The organism is Chitinophaga sp. 30R24 (assembly GCF_049056765.1).
Classification (GTDB): Bacteria; Bacteroidota; Bacteroidia; order Chitinophagales; family Chitinophagaceae; genus Chitinophaga.
Map to the genome: position 1 here is coordinate 13181 of NZ_JBJGXX010000008.1, position 18089 is coordinate 31269.

17 protein-coding genes are annotated in these 18089 nt (G+C 43.9%); 12 read left to right on the forward strand and 5 right to left on the reverse strand.

Annotated features, from left to right (window positions below):
* Positions 1–34 precede the first annotated feature (34 nt).
* Positions 35–1420, forward strand: a complete 1386-nt coding sequence (locus ACDQ55_RS15965) for an efflux transporter outer membrane subunit (protein ID WP_420982451.1) — start codon at positions 35–37, stop codon at positions 1418–1420.
* A 35-nt stretch (positions 1421–1455) separates the two neighbouring features.
* On the opposite strand, the gene ACDQ55_RS15970 is transcribed toward ACDQ55_RS15965, so the two are convergent.
* The 4 genes from ACDQ55_RS15970 to ACDQ55_RS15985 all read right to left on the reverse strand — a co-directional run bounded on the left by ACDQ55_RS15970 (position 1456) and on the right by ACDQ55_RS15985 (position 8323).
* Complete coding sequence (locus tag ACDQ55_RS15970; protein WP_420982452.1) at positions 1456–3618, reverse strand: ATP-binding protein; 2163 nt, start codon at positions 3616–3618, stop codon at positions 1456–1458.
* Between the two features lie 359 nt (positions 3619–3977).
* Complete coding sequence (locus tag ACDQ55_RS15975; RefSeq protein WP_420982453.1) at positions 3978–6509, reverse strand: phosphocholine-specific phospholipase C; 2532 nt, start codon at positions 6507–6509, stop codon at positions 3978–3980.
* Between the two features lie 151 nt (positions 6510–6660).
* Positions 6661–7383, reverse strand: a complete 723-nt coding sequence (locus tag ACDQ55_RS15980; protein WP_420982454.1) for a DUF2071 domain-containing protein — start codon at positions 7381–7383, stop codon at positions 6661–6663.
* A 109-nt stretch (positions 7384–7492) separates the two neighbouring features.
* Positions 7493–8323 carry an NADPH-dependent F420 reductase gene (locus ACDQ55_RS15985; RefSeq protein ID WP_420982577.1) on the reverse strand — a complete coding sequence of 277 codons (831 nt, stop codon included), beginning with the start codon at positions 8321–8323 and terminating at the stop codon, positions 7493–7495.
* A 172-nt stretch (positions 8324–8495) separates the two neighbouring features.
* Here ACDQ55_RS15985 and ACDQ55_RS15990 point away from each other — a divergent pair, with 172 nt between their 5' ends.
* The 10 genes from ACDQ55_RS15990 (at position 8496) to ACDQ55_RS16035 (ending at position 16883) form a co-directional block, all read left to right on the forward strand.
* Positions 8496–8819 carry an ArsR/SmtB family transcription factor gene (locus tag ACDQ55_RS15990; RefSeq protein ID WP_420982455.1) on the forward strand — a complete coding sequence of 108 codons (324 nt, stop codon included), beginning with the start codon at positions 8496–8498 and terminating at the stop codon, positions 8817–8819.
* A gap of 6 nt (positions 8820–8825) precedes the next feature.
* Positions 8826–9290 (forward strand): SRPBCC domain-containing protein, encoded by a 465-nt coding sequence (locus ACDQ55_RS15995; RefSeq protein ID WP_420982456.1) that lies wholly within the window; start codon positions 8826–8828, stop codon positions 9288–9290.
* A gap of 22 nt (positions 9291–9312) precedes the next feature.
* Positions 9313–9891 carry a YdeI/OmpD-associated family protein gene (locus ACDQ55_RS16000; protein ID WP_420982457.1) on the forward strand — a complete coding sequence of 193 codons (579 nt, stop codon included), beginning with the start codon at positions 9313–9315 and terminating at the stop codon, positions 9889–9891.
* Positions 9892–10070: 179 nt separating this feature from the next.
* Positions 10071–10694, forward strand: a complete 624-nt coding sequence (locus ACDQ55_RS16005; RefSeq protein WP_420982458.1) for a TetR/AcrR family transcriptional regulator — start codon at positions 10071–10073, stop codon at positions 10692–10694.
* Between the two features lie 57 nt (positions 10695–10751).
* Complete coding sequence (locus tag ACDQ55_RS16010; RefSeq protein ID WP_420982459.1) at positions 10752–12029, forward strand: TolC family protein; 1278 nt, start codon at positions 10752–10754, stop codon at positions 12027–12029.
* A gap of 15 nt (positions 12030–12044) precedes the next feature.
* Positions 12045–12992 (forward strand): HlyD family secretion protein, encoded by a 948-nt coding sequence (locus ACDQ55_RS16015; protein WP_420982460.1) that lies wholly within the window; start codon positions 12045–12047, stop codon positions 12990–12992.
* On the forward strand, positions 12989–13906 hold the full coding sequence (locus ACDQ55_RS16020) for an ABC transporter ATP-binding protein (protein WP_420982461.1): 918 nt from the start codon (positions 12989–12991) through the stop codon (positions 13904–13906). The genes ACDQ55_RS16015 and ACDQ55_RS16020 overlap by 4 nt, the downstream gene beginning before the upstream one ends.
* Before the next feature lie 11 nt (positions 13907–13917).
* Positions 13918–14661: an ABC transporter ATP-binding protein gene (locus ACDQ55_RS16025; protein WP_420982462.1), complete on the forward strand. Its 744-nt coding sequence runs from the start codon at positions 13918–13920 to the stop codon at positions 14659–14661.
* Positions 14662–14670: 9 nt separating this feature from the next.
* Positions 14671–15777, forward strand: coding sequence for an ABC transporter permease (locus ACDQ55_RS16030; protein WP_420982463.1), 1107 nt, complete (start codon positions 14671–14673; stop codon positions 15775–15777).
* Positions 15774–16883 (forward strand): ABC transporter permease, encoded by a 1110-nt coding sequence (locus ACDQ55_RS16035; protein ID WP_420982464.1) that lies wholly within the window; start codon positions 15774–15776, stop codon positions 16881–16883. The genes ACDQ55_RS16030 and ACDQ55_RS16035 overlap by 4 nt, the downstream gene beginning before the upstream one ends.
* 308 nt (positions 16884–17191) lie before the next feature.
* Here ACDQ55_RS16035 and ACDQ55_RS16040 read toward each other — a convergent pair whose 3' ends face one another.
* Positions 17192–17509: a hypothetical protein gene (locus ACDQ55_RS16040; RefSeq protein WP_420982465.1), complete on the reverse strand. Its 318-nt coding sequence runs from the start codon at positions 17507–17509 to the stop codon at positions 17192–17194.
* A 248-nt stretch (positions 17510–17757) separates the two neighbouring features.
* Here ACDQ55_RS16040 and ACDQ55_RS16045 point away from each other — a divergent pair, with 248 nt between their 5' ends.
* Positions 17758–18057 (forward strand): hypothetical protein, encoded by a 300-nt coding sequence (locus tag ACDQ55_RS16045; protein ID WP_420982466.1) that lies wholly within the window; start codon positions 17758–17760, stop codon positions 18055–18057.
* Positions 18058–18089 lie beyond the last annotated feature (32 nt).

Consider the following 18089-nt stretch of genomic DNA (forward strand, 5'->3'; position numbering starts at 1 on the left):
CCTGCCTGCGGGCAAGGAATAAAAATATTGAACCATGAAACTGCGTGCAAGAATATATATACTGCTCATTATTTCCCTAGTAGGAATACTGGCAGCCTGTCATATTACCAAACGGTACCAGTCGCCCGGCATCACCGATACAAACCTGTACCGCGACGTTAATACTACTGATACCAATACCATTGCCGTACTGCACTGGAAAGATATCTTTACCGATACCCTGCTGCAACAACTAATCGACACCGGCATCCAAAACAACCTGGACTTACGGGTAGCCTGGTCCCGTATGCGGCAGGCAGCTGCCAGCTACACGCAAAGCAGATTGGCACTGTATCCTGCTGTTAACGGCGATGCCGGCGCCGCCCTCAATAGCGCCTCCAACCAGCAAGGGGTTGGCAGATTGGTAACGCCTCAGCAATATAACGTGGAACTAACAGCTACCTGGGAAGCAGATATTTGGGGGAAACTCCGCAGCAACCGGCGAGCCAACCTGGCCTCTTTCCTGGAAGCTACCGCCAACGCACAGGCAGTACAAACAGGGCTGGTCGCCGATATTGCCAATAGCTATTACCACCTGATGGCGCTAGACCAACAGTTGAAAATTACCGAACAAACCGTAATAAACTGGCAGGCCACCGTAAACGTGATGAAAGAACTAAAAAAGGCGGATGTAGTAACCGGAGCAGCCGTAGTACAAAGTGAGGCAAGTAAATATGCTGCGGAAGTAACTATTCCAGATTTTAAACAGTCCATCCGCGAAACAGAAAACCAGCTCAACCTATTGCTCGGAAAGGTACCTGGTACTATTAACCGGAGCACCCTTGATGCGCAACAACCGATTATGCTGTTAAAAACAGGGGTACCTGTACAGTTGCTGGCTAACCGTCCAGATGTGCAGGCCGCAGAATACAACCTCCGTTATTATTTCGAATTAACCAATGTAGCCCGCACCTGGTTCTATCCTTCTTTAACCATTGCTGCCTCCGGCGGATACACCAGCTACAGCTCATTCACCGGTCCCGGCTCCTGGTTAGGTAACCTCACTGCCAGCCTCTTGCAACCCCTGTTTAATCAGGGCATCAACCAAGCCAGGTTGAAAATAGCGAAAGAGCAACAGGAACAGGCTGCACTGGGCTTTCGGACGGCCGTACTCAACGCCGGACAGGAAGTATCCAATGCACTGTTTTCTTATCAAACAGCATTGGAAAAAGCCAACTCGCGCAGGTTGCAATTACAAAATCTCCAAAAATCAGTAGAATACACCCAGGAACTGGTACGTTATGGTTTTGCCAATTATACCGAAGTATTAAACGCCCAACAAAGCCTGCTGGGTGCCCAACTGGGTAGCGTAAACGATCACCTTCAACGGCTGCAGGCTATTGTTTATTTATACCGCGCACTGGGTGGTGGATGGCAATGATGCTAATGCAGGATATAACCATAACGGGCATACGATTATACTGCCGGCTGCAGGTGTTGGATGATCACCTGGTAAATATCTTTTTCCCGGAAAGGTTTTAGCAACCAGCCGTTGAAGCCTGCCCTCCTAAAAGCGGCCTCATCATCGGCAGTAATATTGGCAGTAAGCGCCAGGGCTACTACCCCTGCTTTCTCCGGATCTTTCATTTTACGTATACGCTCTACTACTTCTACCCCACTCATGCCGGGCATATGCATGTCCAGCAATACCAGGTCGTAATTGTTGCGGATCAACAATTGCCAGGCGCTTTCTCCATCAGTAGCCATATCAAAACGACACTTCCAGCGGGTAAGGATCAGCTTCAACAGTAACAGGTTCATTTCCTGATCATCGGCAATAAGCACATACCGGCCTTCCATATGCGCCCCGGTAACCATTGTTGTTTCCTGGTGGCTGGTAGTAACTGGCGGCAGTGGCTCAGATACTTTTTCATAAGGAATATGACAGCTAAAACTAGCTCCCTTACCAGGCTGGCTACTCACTGTAATATTGCCTCCCTGCAAAGCGAGCAAACGTTTGGTGATAGCTAGCCCCAGGCCAGTGCCTTTCATGCTGCTGCGCGACTCCCCTGCCTGAAAAAAGCGCTCAAATAAATGCTGCTGAGCCTCTTCCGTAATCCCCTGACCTGTATCTGCTACCGTAAAACTGAACAGCCAGGCAGCATCGTTATCAGATTCCAATACAGCCGTTACCATCACACTACCCTGATCTGTATATTTTATTGCATTGCTGATCAGATTGATCAGGATCTGTTTGAGCCGGAAAAGATCTCCATTAACTATAGCTTGCTGATCGCCGTCGAAATTTACCAGAAAAGCCAACCCTTTTTTATCAGCCTGTACGCGCATCAGGTTTACCACTTCTGTAAATGCCCGATATAGCAGGAAAGGCTCGGGGGATAAAGAAATGTAATCATGTTCCAGTTTAGAAAAATCCAGCACATCGTTCACTACTTGTATAAGTAGCTCCGTAGCCGCTTCAATAGAAGCCACCATCCGTTGTTGCTCCTGGTTTAAAGGCGTATATGACAGCTGCTCTGCAAACCCGGCTACCGAATTAAGCGGTGTACGCATTTCATGGCTCATATTGTTCATGAAGTCGGTACGTACCCGGGTTTGCTCTTCCGCCGCCAGTTTACCCGCTTTCAGCATACGGTTATTATTACGCATTGCCCAGGCTGCAGCGCCAATTACGCCAAGGCAGATCAACAAAACTACCAGGCCCACCAGCACGATGCTTTTCATTTTAAGGGCACTTCCCTTTACAATGTGGTGGGCAGCCTGCTTTTTGAGCCGGCCCTCAGAAGCAGCATGCTCCCGGAGGGAAATCAACAACAGCTTCAGCTCTTCCATCATCGTAATATTGGTACCTGCCAGCGTGGATTCTTCTTCATTTAGCTTCAAACGGTTGGTCAGTTGCTGCTTCAAGACACTCCGGTAATAACTATTAATGTCCATCACTACTTTCCGTAACTGCATGGCATCATATTGTTCCTTGTTTATCACCCGTCCGCCTTTGGTATGCACGATAACGCTCATCTGTGCCTTTACGGTATCTTGTTTGTTAGCAAAGGCATTGCCCAGCCTTTTAAAAAGACCCTTTTTACCCTTATTTGGCTCCTGTGTATGGCTAATGGTGTCCATTACCACTTTCTCCTTTTTGATCTGTTTTACCTGGTAGGCGGGAATTTCCCGGAGCAATTTGTCTATCATCTCATTCTTGATGGAATGGGCCAACATGGAATCGGTCGATTTCTTCAGCTCACCGATCCGGGCAGACATACGCTCCTTCTCCCGAATGAGGTCACCAAACTGCCGGTTATTGAGCGAGCCATTGAGCGAATAACTGATTGTATCTACCATTGATAAAACGTTCCCCAGATCAGCAGAGAACAATTGCAGATATTTTCGTTCATACAACACCGTATACAGACGAAAGTTGCTTTCGGCATCGTTGAGCGTAAAGAGCGCGGAGTCCATCAGGTGAATAGAAGGATCTTCTATCATCAAGGTGTCTGTGGCTTTCAATAATTTCTGGGCGCTCTGGTGATGTACCTTATAACCGGAAACGAACAATATCACTAACAATAAAAACACCAGTCCCAGCGCTGCAATAAACAGTAAAAGAGATTTGCGCATATGATTGAGCGATTATCAGGGTAACGAAACGCCATACATACCTTATTATAATGACAACCTTGGGATATTTATCATGGTTACTTGCTTATAAAAGTAACGATTACCTGAATAAGACTAAAAAAAATATGCACAGACTTTGTAGGCAGGCACAACGAAGTACTGCATATCTACACCTGCCCAACGTGAGACAATGCTTTTCTATCAAAAACACACTGATTATATATAGATTCTTTATTATGCTTATATATTGAGGCAGACCGGATGCGCTGGGAGCTTTAAACGCCGGCCAGGAGAAAGACAAAGAGGGTGTATCAGCCTTTCGTTTGATACACCCTCTTTCTATTAATAATTAATGATTATCATCCTGCCATTTGCGGATCAGTAATGCTTTCCACACCAGCTTCTACCCTTCCTGCATAACGCTGGGCAAAAGTATCAAAACCGTTTACGATTACTGTAAAGTCGTACCAGCCGCCACTTTTCTGTAAAGGCAGCATCAAGTCCAGTGACTCGCCAGCAGCTATTTTACGTTGTACCTGCTTACCGTTATAACCATTGTCTATAACGCTAAAATCACGGATTTCACTACTGTTGTTAGTAATATGCAGTACAACGTTGCCGGTTGGCTTCACTTTTATTTTACCACCCTGTTCATAACCTAACTGCACATCGAGCTGTGGATGCCTGGCAGCGCCTTTAAATTCCCGGTAAAAACCATTAGGCCCATGCAAATGCAGATGATAACGGCCGCCATCGAAAGCGCTGGCAGGCCATTGATAAGTGAGCGCATCGCCCGCCTTAACGGCAAAAGACCAGGTACGGCCTTCTTCCTTAGCACCAGTTTCTTCATTTTTATATGCCAGATTCGTATATACAGTAAATGGCGCACCTACAGCACGGTCACCAAAGAACTGTTTACCTGCTTCCATGCTCAGCGTGATCAGTTGTTGGTCTTGTTCCCATTTGCCATCTGCCAGCAGCTCATAAGGCAAAGCACAGGAAGGACGGGTACCTTTTTCCTGTAACAATAATTTACCATTATTACGGGTATTAAAGGTAGATATATCCGCCACAGTAACCTTGCGGAAACCATCGGGTGCATCTTTGAAACGGGCATTGTTGATCTTTTCTACCATTTTATGTTGATCCAGATAGATTTGTTTATCTGGCGTGGTAGTATTAAAAGGACTAAATGCAGCAGTAAGATCACCGCTGATAGTACGTCTCCACTGACTGATATTTTCCAGGTACAATTTTTTATTCAACTTCTTATTGAAAAAAGTTTCCAGGAACTGCAAGGTTGATGTATGCTCAAATACCTGAGAACATACTTTTCCACCTCTGCTCCATGGAGAGGCGATCAGCATCGGCACCCGGAACCCTAATCCTATCGGAGCTTCTCTGGCTTGCTTAGGGTTTATACCCTGTGCCAGCTCATTAGCCAATCTTACGTGTTCCACTTCGGTATCTATACCAGCAGATACCTTACCTGTACCAGGCTTTTTGTTATCACTAATAGAGAAAGGCACTACGTGGTCGAAATAACCATCATTTTCATCGTAAGTAACAATGAAAATCGTTTTCTTCCATACTTCCGGATTAGCAGTAAGGATATCCAGTATTTCAGATATATACCAGGCGCCATACCATGGAGCGCTGGGGTGATCAGAGAAGTTTTGCGGGCCAGCCAGCCAGGAAACAGCCGGCAGTTGCCCATTCTTTACATCTTCCCGGAACTGGTACAACACATCTCCCGCCGGTACGGTGATTTCTCTTTCCGTTTTACCGTCGTTATATTTTACCGTAGTAATGCTCCTATACCCCGGATCATTGCTGTTTACCACAAAAGCCCGGTGATAAAGCGATTGCTGTTGCGCAGTCAGTTTGTCATAGCTCTCTTTATTCCATTTCAGCAATTCACTGGTAGCATTATCCAGTACGGCCTGTTTTTTAGCAATATCTGCACGGATCTTATCTGCTGCGCTGTCGGAGGAAGGACTGGCTTCCTGTAACTTATTAATTTCATCGGGCAATGTTTCCACTTGCTTCATCAATGCTTTAACGTAACGTTCAGAGAACTTTACATGGTAAGCCGCAAAGAATTCCAGTAAATTACAACCAAAATTAGCCAACCAAGCCCTTTCCTCTCCTTTAAATCCGCCCCCACAACTCAGTTCATTCTGATAAAATTTCCAGGCAATATTATTCTCTTCCAATAATTCTGGAAAAGTTTTCCAGGGCAATTTAGCGTAGCTGTAATCATCATTCCGGATATGCGCTTTAGGTAGCCCGTCTACTTCATGCGTAATCTTACCTGTCCAAAAGAAAGAACGGTTAGGTGTAGTGCTGGTCATGGCAGAACAATAGTTCTGGTCGCAGATGGTGAAAGCGTCTGCCATAGCATAGTTGAAAGGCAAATCTTCCCGGTTGTAATAGCCCAGCGTAAGTGGCATTTCTGCATACTCTTTCTTACCAGATTTTTTTGCAATCAACCATTTATCGTAGCGGCCATTGTTATAGGCATCTACCTGGCTGGGCCTGGAATGCGGTAAATCGCCCATCCAGGTAGCTTTGGTATCTTTAATATTGAGCCGGAAAGGCGCATAGGTATCCCCCTGCTCGTTGGTTTGAAACCATACCCTTTTTTCATCTGGCAACCATACTGCCCTTGGATCGTTAAATCCGCGCACACCCTGTAAAGTACCAAAGCAATGGTCGAAGGAACGGTTTTCCTGCATAAGGATAACAATATGTTCTGCATCCAGGAAAGTGCTTCCAGGCGCTGGGTCAATAGCTAGTGCTTTTTGTATGGAAGCTGGCATCATAGTAGATAACCCTGCAGCCCCTGACAATAAAAATGACTTCTTTAAAAATTCTCTGCGTGAATCCATCAATAGAGTATTTGAATGTTTTTTTACATTGTTCAGCAAAACAAGATAAAAAACACTCTATATGAAAGCAGCGCTACTGCAAGACAAGCAGGTTAACCACGTGAAACCCTTTAACAACAAGGTCTTTTAATTAATTATTATTTATTTATTATCATTTTCCTCCACTCTTTCCAGGCAAGGTATGCCACTCATGCTCAATGTGGGTCATCAATAACGCATTATCGAATTGTACAGTACCAGCAGGAAATAAAAAAGCATTTTCAAAAAAGCTGGAACTCACCCGATGCACCTGTAAAGGACGTACATCCCATGTATAAGTATGCAAACGCAGGCCATCCAACATATCCCGGCGGTTAGGAGAATAACCCACCGCCCCCTTCTCGAAGAAGTGGGCTGCCTGTTCCAGGGTACCAAATACAGAGGCCTCAGGAAATTCATCGCTCAAACTGGCATCAATGGCAATATGTGTTTGATCATCGCTGGTAAAATCAATATGATAATGATCTTCTTTTTCCACTACATTAAATTTTGCCAGGTGATGCTCACCAGGAAACAATTTACCACCAGCCAGGGTATTTAGTTTTGAAGAAGTATCCCTACGGGGAATATATACGCCTTCCCGGATAATACCGCCTTCTTCCCATTCTACCGCCATACGATGCGCGCCATTTTCGGAAGAGATACCTATAAAGTTGGGCCAACCTTTAGGTTTGATGTACTTCAGGCGAATGAGGCATATGCCAACAATAGCTTTGCCATTATAACACTTAGGGCTGAATACTAGCGGTAACAAGGGCTTCACTACTTCTGGCGCTACACTAAAGTTAATCAATATACGCCGGTCGATATAACCGTGAATGACAGGCAATTTCATCGTAAGGGATTTACTATAAATATACAAACAAATGGATCTTAAATGGCTCATGCAAGGCTAAAGCCTGTAATAGTTCAAGAACATCACAACTGGAGCCAGCTGATACAGGTTAGATAGATGCCCTGTTAGAAGCTATTTTTGTTGGATCAGCCTCTAACAAAGCACGTTTCAGACCCGCAACATCAAGGTTTGTAATATAAACAGGAGTACCCGGTTGTTGCCGCCATGAATCCTTTAAAGCGCCTCCATCTACCGGATCAAATCCAAGTTCATCAATTAGCTGCATCACAATTTTTTTATGGTCGGCATTATCTCCGGCAACAGGCAGGGCAATTCTACCCGGCGTTCCGGCCACTTTTCCCTGTTTACCAAGACTTGTATAAACAATATTATTAAAAGCCTTAATAATTGGCCGTCCTAATTCATGCTGCACCCATTCACTTTCTGTCATACCACTTTCTTCTATACCAGCTATATAACCATCGCGCCAATGCGGGTAGTAATTGCATGTATCAATGATGATCAAATCATCCGGCGCCTTAGCAAAAACACGACTAAGGCTTGGTACGGCTTTTTCTGGAATTGTTACAATAACCAGATCAACACCATTCACCGCTTTATCTACTGCAATTGGAGTGGCGCCGGTTTCCTGCGCTAATCCGGTAAGCGTTTCAGGGCCTCTGGAATTTGCAATATACACCTCGTGCCCAAGCTTTGTAAGCTTACGGGCAAGGGTACCTCCGATGCTACCTGCTCCTATTATGCTAATTTTCATATTAATTAAATTATTTAAAGTTGATGAGGAGATAGATAGTAAGTGGTTAAATTCATGCAGACACGCTTTACGCTCTGCAGAAAATGTAACCTGTTGATAATTGTTGTTATAACATATAGGAATGCGAGGTTGTTCAAGGCAAATACCTGAAGCAATCTCCCTTATCTCCCGCTTTTAGTAGGTATAAACGAAATAAATCAGGGAAATATGGCGAGTATAAACAAGTTGGCAAAAAGTCTAAACAGCCGGTCCAAAAACCTTCTAACCAAAAAAAAATTTCCGAAATATATGCGTAGCTAAATAACTACACATATATTTGTAGTCAAATAGCTACGCGATGAATTTAAGACGAGATGTATTTCAAGCCATAGCAGACCCAACAAGAAGGGCTATACTGCTGTTGGTGGCTTCGCAATCCATGACTGCCGGAGCCATAGCCGCAAACTTTAACACAGCGAGACCAACGGTTTCAAAACACTTGCAAATACTCACCGAGTGCGAATTATTAGCACAAGAGCAAAACGGCAGGGAAATTTATTATCACTTAAATCCTGAAAAGATAAAAGAAATAGCAGACTTTATTGAACCATTCCGTAAAATATGGGATGATAGGTTTAATAAATTGGAAACCATAATGAAAAAGTACAAATCAAATAAATAGCATCACATGGAACAAAAAACAAAAATTAATGCCGAAGACGGCAAACAGGAATTAATGATTACAAGGGAATTTGATTTGCCATTGGAATTACTTTTTAAAGCGTATGTAGAGCCCGACATCGTTGAACAATGGATGGGAACGAAAGTGCTGAAACTTGAAAATAAAAAGCACGGCAGCTGGCAATTTGAAACAACCGATGCTAAAGGAAACAAATACGGGTTCAATGGAGTAATCCATGAGTTTAGCCCGAACCAGAAAATCACACGGACATTTGAAATGGAGAATACGCCTTTTGGCATCCAGCTTGAGTTCTTAGAGTTTGAAAAACTTACTGACGATACCAGCAAACTCAATATTCATATAGTATATAGATCAGTAACACACAGAGACCAAATGCTGCAAATAGGTATGGCTAAAGGCATGAATATGGCACATAACCGATTACAGGACATCGCAAATAAATTAAAATAACATACTATAACAAAGGAGTAAAATGAATCCTAAGGTTGATATATATGTAAGTAAAACCCAAAAGTGGGAGGAAGAATTGAAAAAGTTGAGAACGATTGTTCTCGACTGTCAGCTGACCGAAGAATTGAAGTGGGGCGTTCCTTGTTACACGTTTCAGAAAAGTAATATCGTTTTAATACATGTGTTTAAAGAATACTGTGCGCTTTTGTTTTTCAAAGGCGCCTTGTTAAATGATCCCAATGGTATTCTAATCCAACAAACGAAGAATACACAGTCGGGGCGCCAGATCCGGTTCACCAATGTTCGGGAAATAGTTGAGCTGGAACCTATCTTGAAAGCCTATATCTATGAAGCCATCGAAGTGGAAAAAGCCGGCTTGAAAGTGAATTTTATAAAGAGTACAGCACTCATATTTCCTGAAGAATTTCAAAATAAATTAGATGAGCTCCCTGCCTTAAAAACTGCTTTTACTGCTTTAACGCCCGGACGGCAAAGAGCATACGTTCTTTACTTTTCTGCACCCAAGCAATCTAAAACCCGGGAGTCTAGGGTTGAAAAATGTATACAGCAAATTCTCAACGGAAAGGGATTAAATGATTAGTACATTAGGTAAGAAAAAGATATAACCCTGCTTTTAATCGCACAATATGCTACGTCATTAAAATAATAATCACTTGATAAGTTTGGATAATTTTGAATTCGCTTGTCTTATGAGAAAGAATTAAACAACATTTTTGAAAAGTTGTTCAATTTTATATCTTTGGTGTATAAATTTTCCAGATGATACCGGTGGATGAAAAGAAAACAAAAATCGACACTTCAACGGAAGAGCGGATCAAAGCTGCTGCCAGGCTGGTATTTACCCGGAAAGGATACGAAGCGGCGAAGGTAAGGGACATTGCCGCGGAAGCAGGCATTAACCTCTCGCTCGTAAATTATTATTTCCGCAGCAAAGAGAAACTCTTTCAATTGGTAATGGTAGAAACGATAGATCAGCTGATCACAGCTGTAATCTCCGTACTCAACAACGAGCAACTAACCTTACAGCAGCAATTGGAACAAGTGGCAGACCAATATATTGGGATACTATTGAAAAACCCCGACTTCCCCTTGTTTATGGTCAATGAAATTTTTGCGGGTAGCAACGAACTATTAAAAGGTAACCGCAAGAACGGTATTTTCCAGTCGCACTTCTTTAAGCAACTATATGCCTTGCAGGCAGCCGGCAAACTAAAGATCGATCCGCTGCATATTTTAATGAATTTAATTGGTTTTGTGGTAATGCCTTTCCTAGCGCGCCCATTGTTGGAACGGAACAAGGTGGTTAAAGCTACAGCCTTCAAACGGCTGATGGAGGAACGAAAACAGCTGATCCCTATTTGGCTGAAAGGCATGATGAAATAAAAAAATCCTAAAATTGAACAACTTTTCAAAACAAATATCCAACCTGAATACTGCACTATGAACATATATAAAAAGATGTGCTGCTTTTTAATATTCAGTGTTTTAAGCGGACAGCTGCCAGCCCAGCCCCGTAGCCTTACTTTAGAGGAATGTTACACAATGGCCCGGCAAAACTACCCGTTGATAAAACAACACGACCTGATTGCGCTCAGCAGCAGGTATTCGATAGAAAATGCAGGCAAATTATACCTACCTCAACTCACCGTAAGCGGACAAGCCAGCTATCAATCACAAACCATCAGTTTCGCCGATGTGATCCCTCCCTTGCCAGGTCTCATGCTTCCGCAGCTTAGCAAAGACCAGTACAAGATACAGGCCGAGATCACCCAGCAGATCTATGATGGAGGTTTTACCAGGCTACAAAAAGAAAGCAGCAAGGCCAACGAAGCCATACAACAACAGCAGCTGGAAGTAAACCTCTATGCGATCCGAGACAGGGTCACCCAACTGTACTTCTCCATTTTGCTGATGGAAGCACAGTTAAAACAGAACGATATAAAAAAAGCAGACCTGCAAAGCACTACCGAAAAAACACAGGCTGCCCTGGCCAACGGCGTTGCTTACCATAGCAACGTAGATGAACTGAAAGCCGAGATCGTAAGCTCCGATATGAATGCTACAGAATTTATTGCTAACCGTAAGGCTTATATGAAAATGCTCTCCCTATTCATCAATCAACCGATAGATGATAGCGTAGTATTGACCTGGCCGGCCCCGGTGCTACCACAGCAAGGTATTCACCGTCCGGAACTCACCTGGTATGATGTCCAGAAAAAGGCTGTAGACGTAGAAGAAAAACAACTTCGATCCAACTATCTGCCCCGGCTAAACGCTTTTCTGCAGGGCGCCTATGGCCGCCCCACCTTGAATATCGTAGATAATAAGTTTGGCCCCTGGTGGGTAGGCGGCGTTAGACTGAACTGGTCGCTTGGTAGTCTCTACTCCCTTAAAAACAACCGGCAACTGCTCAATATCAACCGGCAAAACCTCGATGTTAGCAAGGAAACATTCCTGTTTAACACTTATCTTTCACTGGAACAACAAAACCAGGACGTCAGCAAATTTGCGGAGCTGATCAACCAGGACGATGATGCCATCGCATTGCGTACCTCTGTTAAAAAATCGGCCCAGGCCCAACTAGACAACGGCGTGATCACCGTACACGAATTTATCTCCAAACTGAATGCGGAAAATCTGGCCAAACAATCGCGCATACTCCATCGCATTCAATTATTACAGGCACAATACAACTACAAAAACACTTCTGGTAACTGATTATAATTATTGCATATGAAATATAACCTGATATATGGTCTGTCTCTGTTAATACTGGCAAGCAGCTGTGGAAAGGGAAAACTAGACTATGACGCCTCCGGAAATTTTGAAGCAGACGAGGTAATCGTTTCTGCAGAACAAAATGGAGAAATACTCAGCTTTTCTGTACAGGAAGGCGATAAGCTCAGCGCCGGGCAAGTGGTTGGACAAATAGATGTTACCATCCCTACCCTGCAACAGGAACAAGTACAAGCATCTATTAACGCCCTGAAAGAAAAAACCCACGACCCGGTACCGCAAACAGAACTGGTACAGCGGCAACTGTTGGTACAGGAAGCACAGCTTCAGCAACAATACCGGGAACGTAAGCGAACTGAAAACCTGGTAAAAAGCGATGCCGCTACCCAGAAGCAACTAGACGATATTAATGCATTAATAGAACAGATGGAACGGCAACTGAGCGCTACCCGCCAGGAAATTGCCCTGAATAACTCCAACACTGCCACCCAAAACCGCACCATACTCAGCGATCGTGCCTCCCTGGAAAAATCGCTGGCACAATATGCAGAACAAGTGCATAAAGGCCAGGTTATTAATCCTATCAGCGGTGTAGTACTGTCAAGGTATGCGCTTAAAGGTGAAATGGCTGCTATCGGTAAGCCTTTATACAAAATTGCCAATACAGATACCCTCTACCTGAAGGCCTATGTAACCGGCGCCACCTTGCCGGAGATCAAATTGGGCCAACAGGTGCAAGTTCGTATAGACCAGGGTGAAAAAAAATACAAGTCCTATCCGGGAGAAATTACCTGGATCTCAGATAAATCAGAATTCACCCCTAAAACCATCCAAACTAAAAATGAACGCGCCAATCTTGTATATGCGATCAAAGTAAGGGTAAAGAACGATACCTACCTGAAGATAGGCATGTATGGTGAAATGCTGATCAATCCTAAATCATGAACGCTGTTACGCTCAACCATATTACCAAGACCTACGAAAATGGTAAAGTGCTGGCCGCAAACGACATTTCCTTGCAGGTAGCTCCCGGAGAGCTGTTTGGGTTGATTGGCCCCGATGGCGCAGGCAAAACTACCCTGTTTCGGATACTCACTACCCTATTGCTGCCAGATAAAGGCAATGCCGCTGTTAACGGTTACGACTGTGTGAAAGACTATAAAGAGATCCGCAAAAGAATAGGCTATATGCCTGGCAGGTTCTCCCTCTACCAGGATCTTACCGTAAAAGAAAACCTGGACTTCTTTGCCACCCTCTTCGATAGCTCCATAGCACGCAATTACCACATGATCAAGGACATCTATGAGCAGATCGAGCCTTTCAACAACCGGCGTGCAGGCAAACTCTCCGGCGGCATGAAACAGAAGCTGGCGCTTTGTTGTGCGTTGATCCATAAACCGGAAGTATTATTCCTCGACGAGCCTACTACCGGCGTAGACGTAGTGTCCAGAAAAGAGTTTTGGGAAATGTTGCAACAACTTAAACAACAGGGCATTACCATAGTAGTATCTACTCCTTACATGGACGAGGCTGTGCTATGTGAAAGAATTGCCCTGATACAGGGGGGCCGGGTCATGTCGATAGACACCCCAGCCAATATCATTTCCCAGTATCCTGTAGCACTTTATGCCATCAAAGCTGATAATATTTACAACTTGCTGAATGAACTGCACAATATGAAAGCAGTAGCTACCAGCTATACCTTTGGCGAATACATTCATGTTACATTACAGCCAAACGCCGGCGCTGTTACCGATTTAAAAACAGATCTGGAAAAAAAGGGACACCGGAACGTCATCATTAAACAGATACAACCCGGTATTGAAGACAGTTTTATCCGGTTAATGACCCAGGATTAAATAATGTAATTATGGACGAGAAAGTGATTGTATGTAAAGATCTCACTAAGCGATTCGGAGATTTCTATGCCGTCAATAAAATCTCCTTTGATGTAAAAAAAGGAGAGATATTTGGTTTCCTCGGCGCCAACGGGGCTGGCAAAACTACGGCCATGCGTATACTCTGCGGGCTATCTTATCCTACTTCCGGGGAAGCCAGCGTAGCAGGATTTAATGTATACCACCAACAGGAAGCCATTAAACGGAACATCGGCTATATGAGCCAGAAATTTTCCTTGTATGAAAATCTTACTGTACAGGAAAACATCCGTTTCTTTGGCGGCGTATATGGCGTACCGGAAGCTACCATCCGCCAACGTAGCGATAACTTACTTCAAACCCTGGGCCTTACCGCGGAAGCAAAAAAAATGGTAGGCGCATTACCGCTGGGCTGGAAGCAAAAACTTGCTTTTTCAGTAGCCATCTTCCACCAACCCAAAATCGTGTTCCTCGATGAACCTACCGGCGGCGTAGATCCAGTTACACGGCGGCAGTTCTGGGATATGATCTATGAAGCTGCCGCTTCCGGCATCACTATTTTCGTTACCACCCACTACATGGACGAAGCGGAATACTGTAACCGCGTCACTATTATGGTAGACGGCAAAGTAGAAGCTCTCGACTCTCCCGCTAATTTAAAAGCGCAGTTTGGGGGCGATACCATGGATGAAGTATTTTACCGGCTGGCCCGCAGTGCCAAAAGGTCTGGCGATTAAAATAATTGTATGAAACAATTCCTCGCATTTATCAAGAAAGAGTTTTATCACGTGTTCCGCGACAGGCGCACGTTATTGATCATGTTTGGTTTACCAATAGTACAGATCATCCTGTTTGGCTTTGCCCTCACCAGCGAAGTAAAAAACATTACCCTGAAAGTAATTGATAACTCCCGGGATGTAAGCTCACAACAACTGATCAATAAAATAAAGTCCTCTTCCTATTTTATAGTAGATGACAGCTCCGTAGATTATAACGATCTGGAGAAAGCTTTCAAGAAAGGTACCATCCGCTGCGCACTGGTGTTCCCGGCACATTTTGGGGACGACCTGCAACATGGTGGCAAAGCCCAATTACAAATACTCACAGATGGCTCCGACCCCAATACGGCCAAAACAGTAGTGAACTACCTCACCGCCATTGTAACGGCCTGGCAACAGGAAATAAACGCCGGTCAGCCATTTCCTTATACCATTGTGCCAGAAGCACGAATGCTGTATAATGAAGAAGACAACGGCTCCCTCAACTTCATTCCCGGTGTGATCACCCTTATCCTAATGATTGTGTGTACCGCCCTTACTTCTGTATCGGTAGTACGGGAAAAAGAACTGGGTACCATGGAAATCTTGTTGGTATCCCCGTTTAAGCCCCTGATGGTACTCATTGCTAAGGCTGTGCCTTACCTAATCTTGTCGATAGCCGACTTTATCCTCATCCTGATCCTCTCTGTGTATGTACTGGACGTTGAGATCCGTGGCAATATCCTACTGCTTTTCCTGGAAAGCACACTGTTTATTATTACCTGCCTGTCACTCGGACTGATGATCTCCAATGTAACCAACTCTCAGCAAACCGCCTTGCTGCTCTCTATGATGGGCATGATGATCCCTACGATCATTTTTACGGGATTTATATTTCCGCTGGAAAATATGCCCCTGCCATTCCAATTCATATCCAACCTGATACCTTCCCGTTGGTATTTCCTTATCATTAAAGCCGTGATGTTGAAAGGGCTTGGCTTTAGCTATGTCTGGAAAGAAACGCTGGTATTACTGGGGATGACGATCATATTGCTGGGGGTTGCCCTGAAAAACTTTAAAACCCGGTTATCATGAAAGTGCTGAAATATATCCTGCAAAAAGAATTTAAACAGATATTCCGGGACAAGATCATTCTTGCCATGATGTTCGTTGTCCCTACTGTTCAACTGATCATCTTACCGCTGGCGATGAACTTTGATGTAAAGAATGTGAACCTGGCGGTAGTAGATAACGACCATAGTTCTTATTCCCGTCAGATGATCAACAAAATTGCGGCTTCCGGTTATTTCCGGATTGTGGGGACGGAAGCTTCTTACCGCCGTGCTTTATCTTATATAGAGAAAGGCCAGGCCGACCTGGTACTGGAGGTGCCACCTGGGTTTGAACGGAACCTGATCCGGGAAGGCTCCCAGAAAGTAGGCGTGTCTGTAGATGCCATCAATGGTACCAAAGCCGCAATTGGCGGTAGTTACCTTCAATCGGTGATTAGCGACTATACAAGCGGGCTGCCGGTGAATCAAACTACTGGCACTAAAAACAATATGGTAACCCTCACCTGGTCTAACTGGTTCAACCCCCTGGCAGAATACAAGCTATATACCGTGCCGGCAGTTATGGTGCTACTGCTAACACTGATCGGCGGCTTTATGTCGGCCCTTAATATTGTAAGAGAAAAAGAAGTCGGTACAATAGAACAAATCAACGTTACGCCCATCAGAAAGTGGGAATTTATATTAGGTAAATTAATTCCTTTCTGGGTAGTGGGGATGATCGTATTTACGCTGGGACTTACTGTAGCCCGCGTAATATATGGCATTTGGCCGGTAGGCAGCTTTGGCACCTTATACCTGTTTGCCGCCGTATACCTGATTGCATTATTAGGATTTGGACTGTTAGTATCTACCTATACCGACAACCAGTTACAGGCGATGTTTGTTGCCTTCTTTTTTATGATGATTTTTATGTTGATGAGTGGCCTGTTCACCGCCGTAGAAAGTATGCCTCCCTGGGCAAAGGGCATTGCCGATTTTACACCGGTTACCCACTTTATCCGGGTAATGCGGATGGTAGTAATAAAAGGCAGCAGTTTTTCGGACGTAAAGAACGAGTTCGGATACCTGGTGCTATTTGCTGTAGTACTAAACAGTTGGGCCATCTATAATTATCGGAAAACCAGTTGAGCAATAGCGGAAACGCAATGCCGCTGCTATGCAGAACTTGATCTAAGACGAAGAAGTGGAGGAACAATTGGTAGCTACTACTGCCATGCTGCTGAAAGCAATACAATAGACCCAATATTAAAAGCTGGTTTCCGTCCGGGGAATATTGCCCACCGGCACATGCCGGTGAAGAATGTTTCAGTACCGCTGTCATCGGCGAAAAAGCACTGCATCCTGTCTGATCCCACTCAATCTTTTAATAAATACGCCTGCTACCACACAGGTGGCAGGCATATTTTATATGTTCCCCACTCCTGTCCTGTCTTAGATTAATAGTTACTTTTAACTCGATCCAATACCCGCCGCAGGTTCTCTATTACCTGCCGCGCTATCCCTTGAATCATTTCCACTTCCGCATTGCTGAGCGTTCCACCCGGCTTCTCTTCGTACAACGCTTTTAACTTCCTGTAAAAAGTAGGCGTGCTCCAACTACACTCTTCACAAACCTTTCGTCTGAACTCTACTGAAGTTTTACTAAAGATAGTATGTGCGTACAATAAGTTGTGGAACTTACTATCTGTTTGTTCCTGGTGCAGCTGATCATCCTGCTGATCTTCTAACTGCCTATCGTCTTTGGCTTCACTCATCCGAATGTTTTTTTATAAACAACGATTGTTATATGATGCAAAGCTCGCCTCAGCACATAAGGTAAAAACATAGGCACAATGGAATAGGATTTTTATGGTTTTGAAAAATAAATAACGATGCAAATATAGCTACTACTAAGTCAGTTTTATTATAGAATAAATCGTTTTCTCATATAAATTATACTATTATATAATTTTAAACATTAGAATAATGATACAATAATTACATTCATACTATAAAAATAATTATGTCAAAATCTAAAAAAGACGTTAGATATGAAGCTGTAAAACAGCTGATACAAACCGGTAACCTAACCAGTTTGCAAGCTGCTTTCCAGATTATTCCCGTTACCGTAGTAAAAGCAGATGCAGGTTTTCATTATGCTACCTTGCACCGAAAAATTTATCAACCCTCATTATTTAAAGTGGAAGAGATCATCATCCTGGCAAATTTGTTCAATGTATCGCCTCAGGAAATTTTAGGGTTAGCGTTAACAGACTTAAAATATAAAGCCACTACAGTGGCGAAGAAAAATACCGATCTATAACAAAAGAGCCCCGCGGTGTTACTACGCAAGGC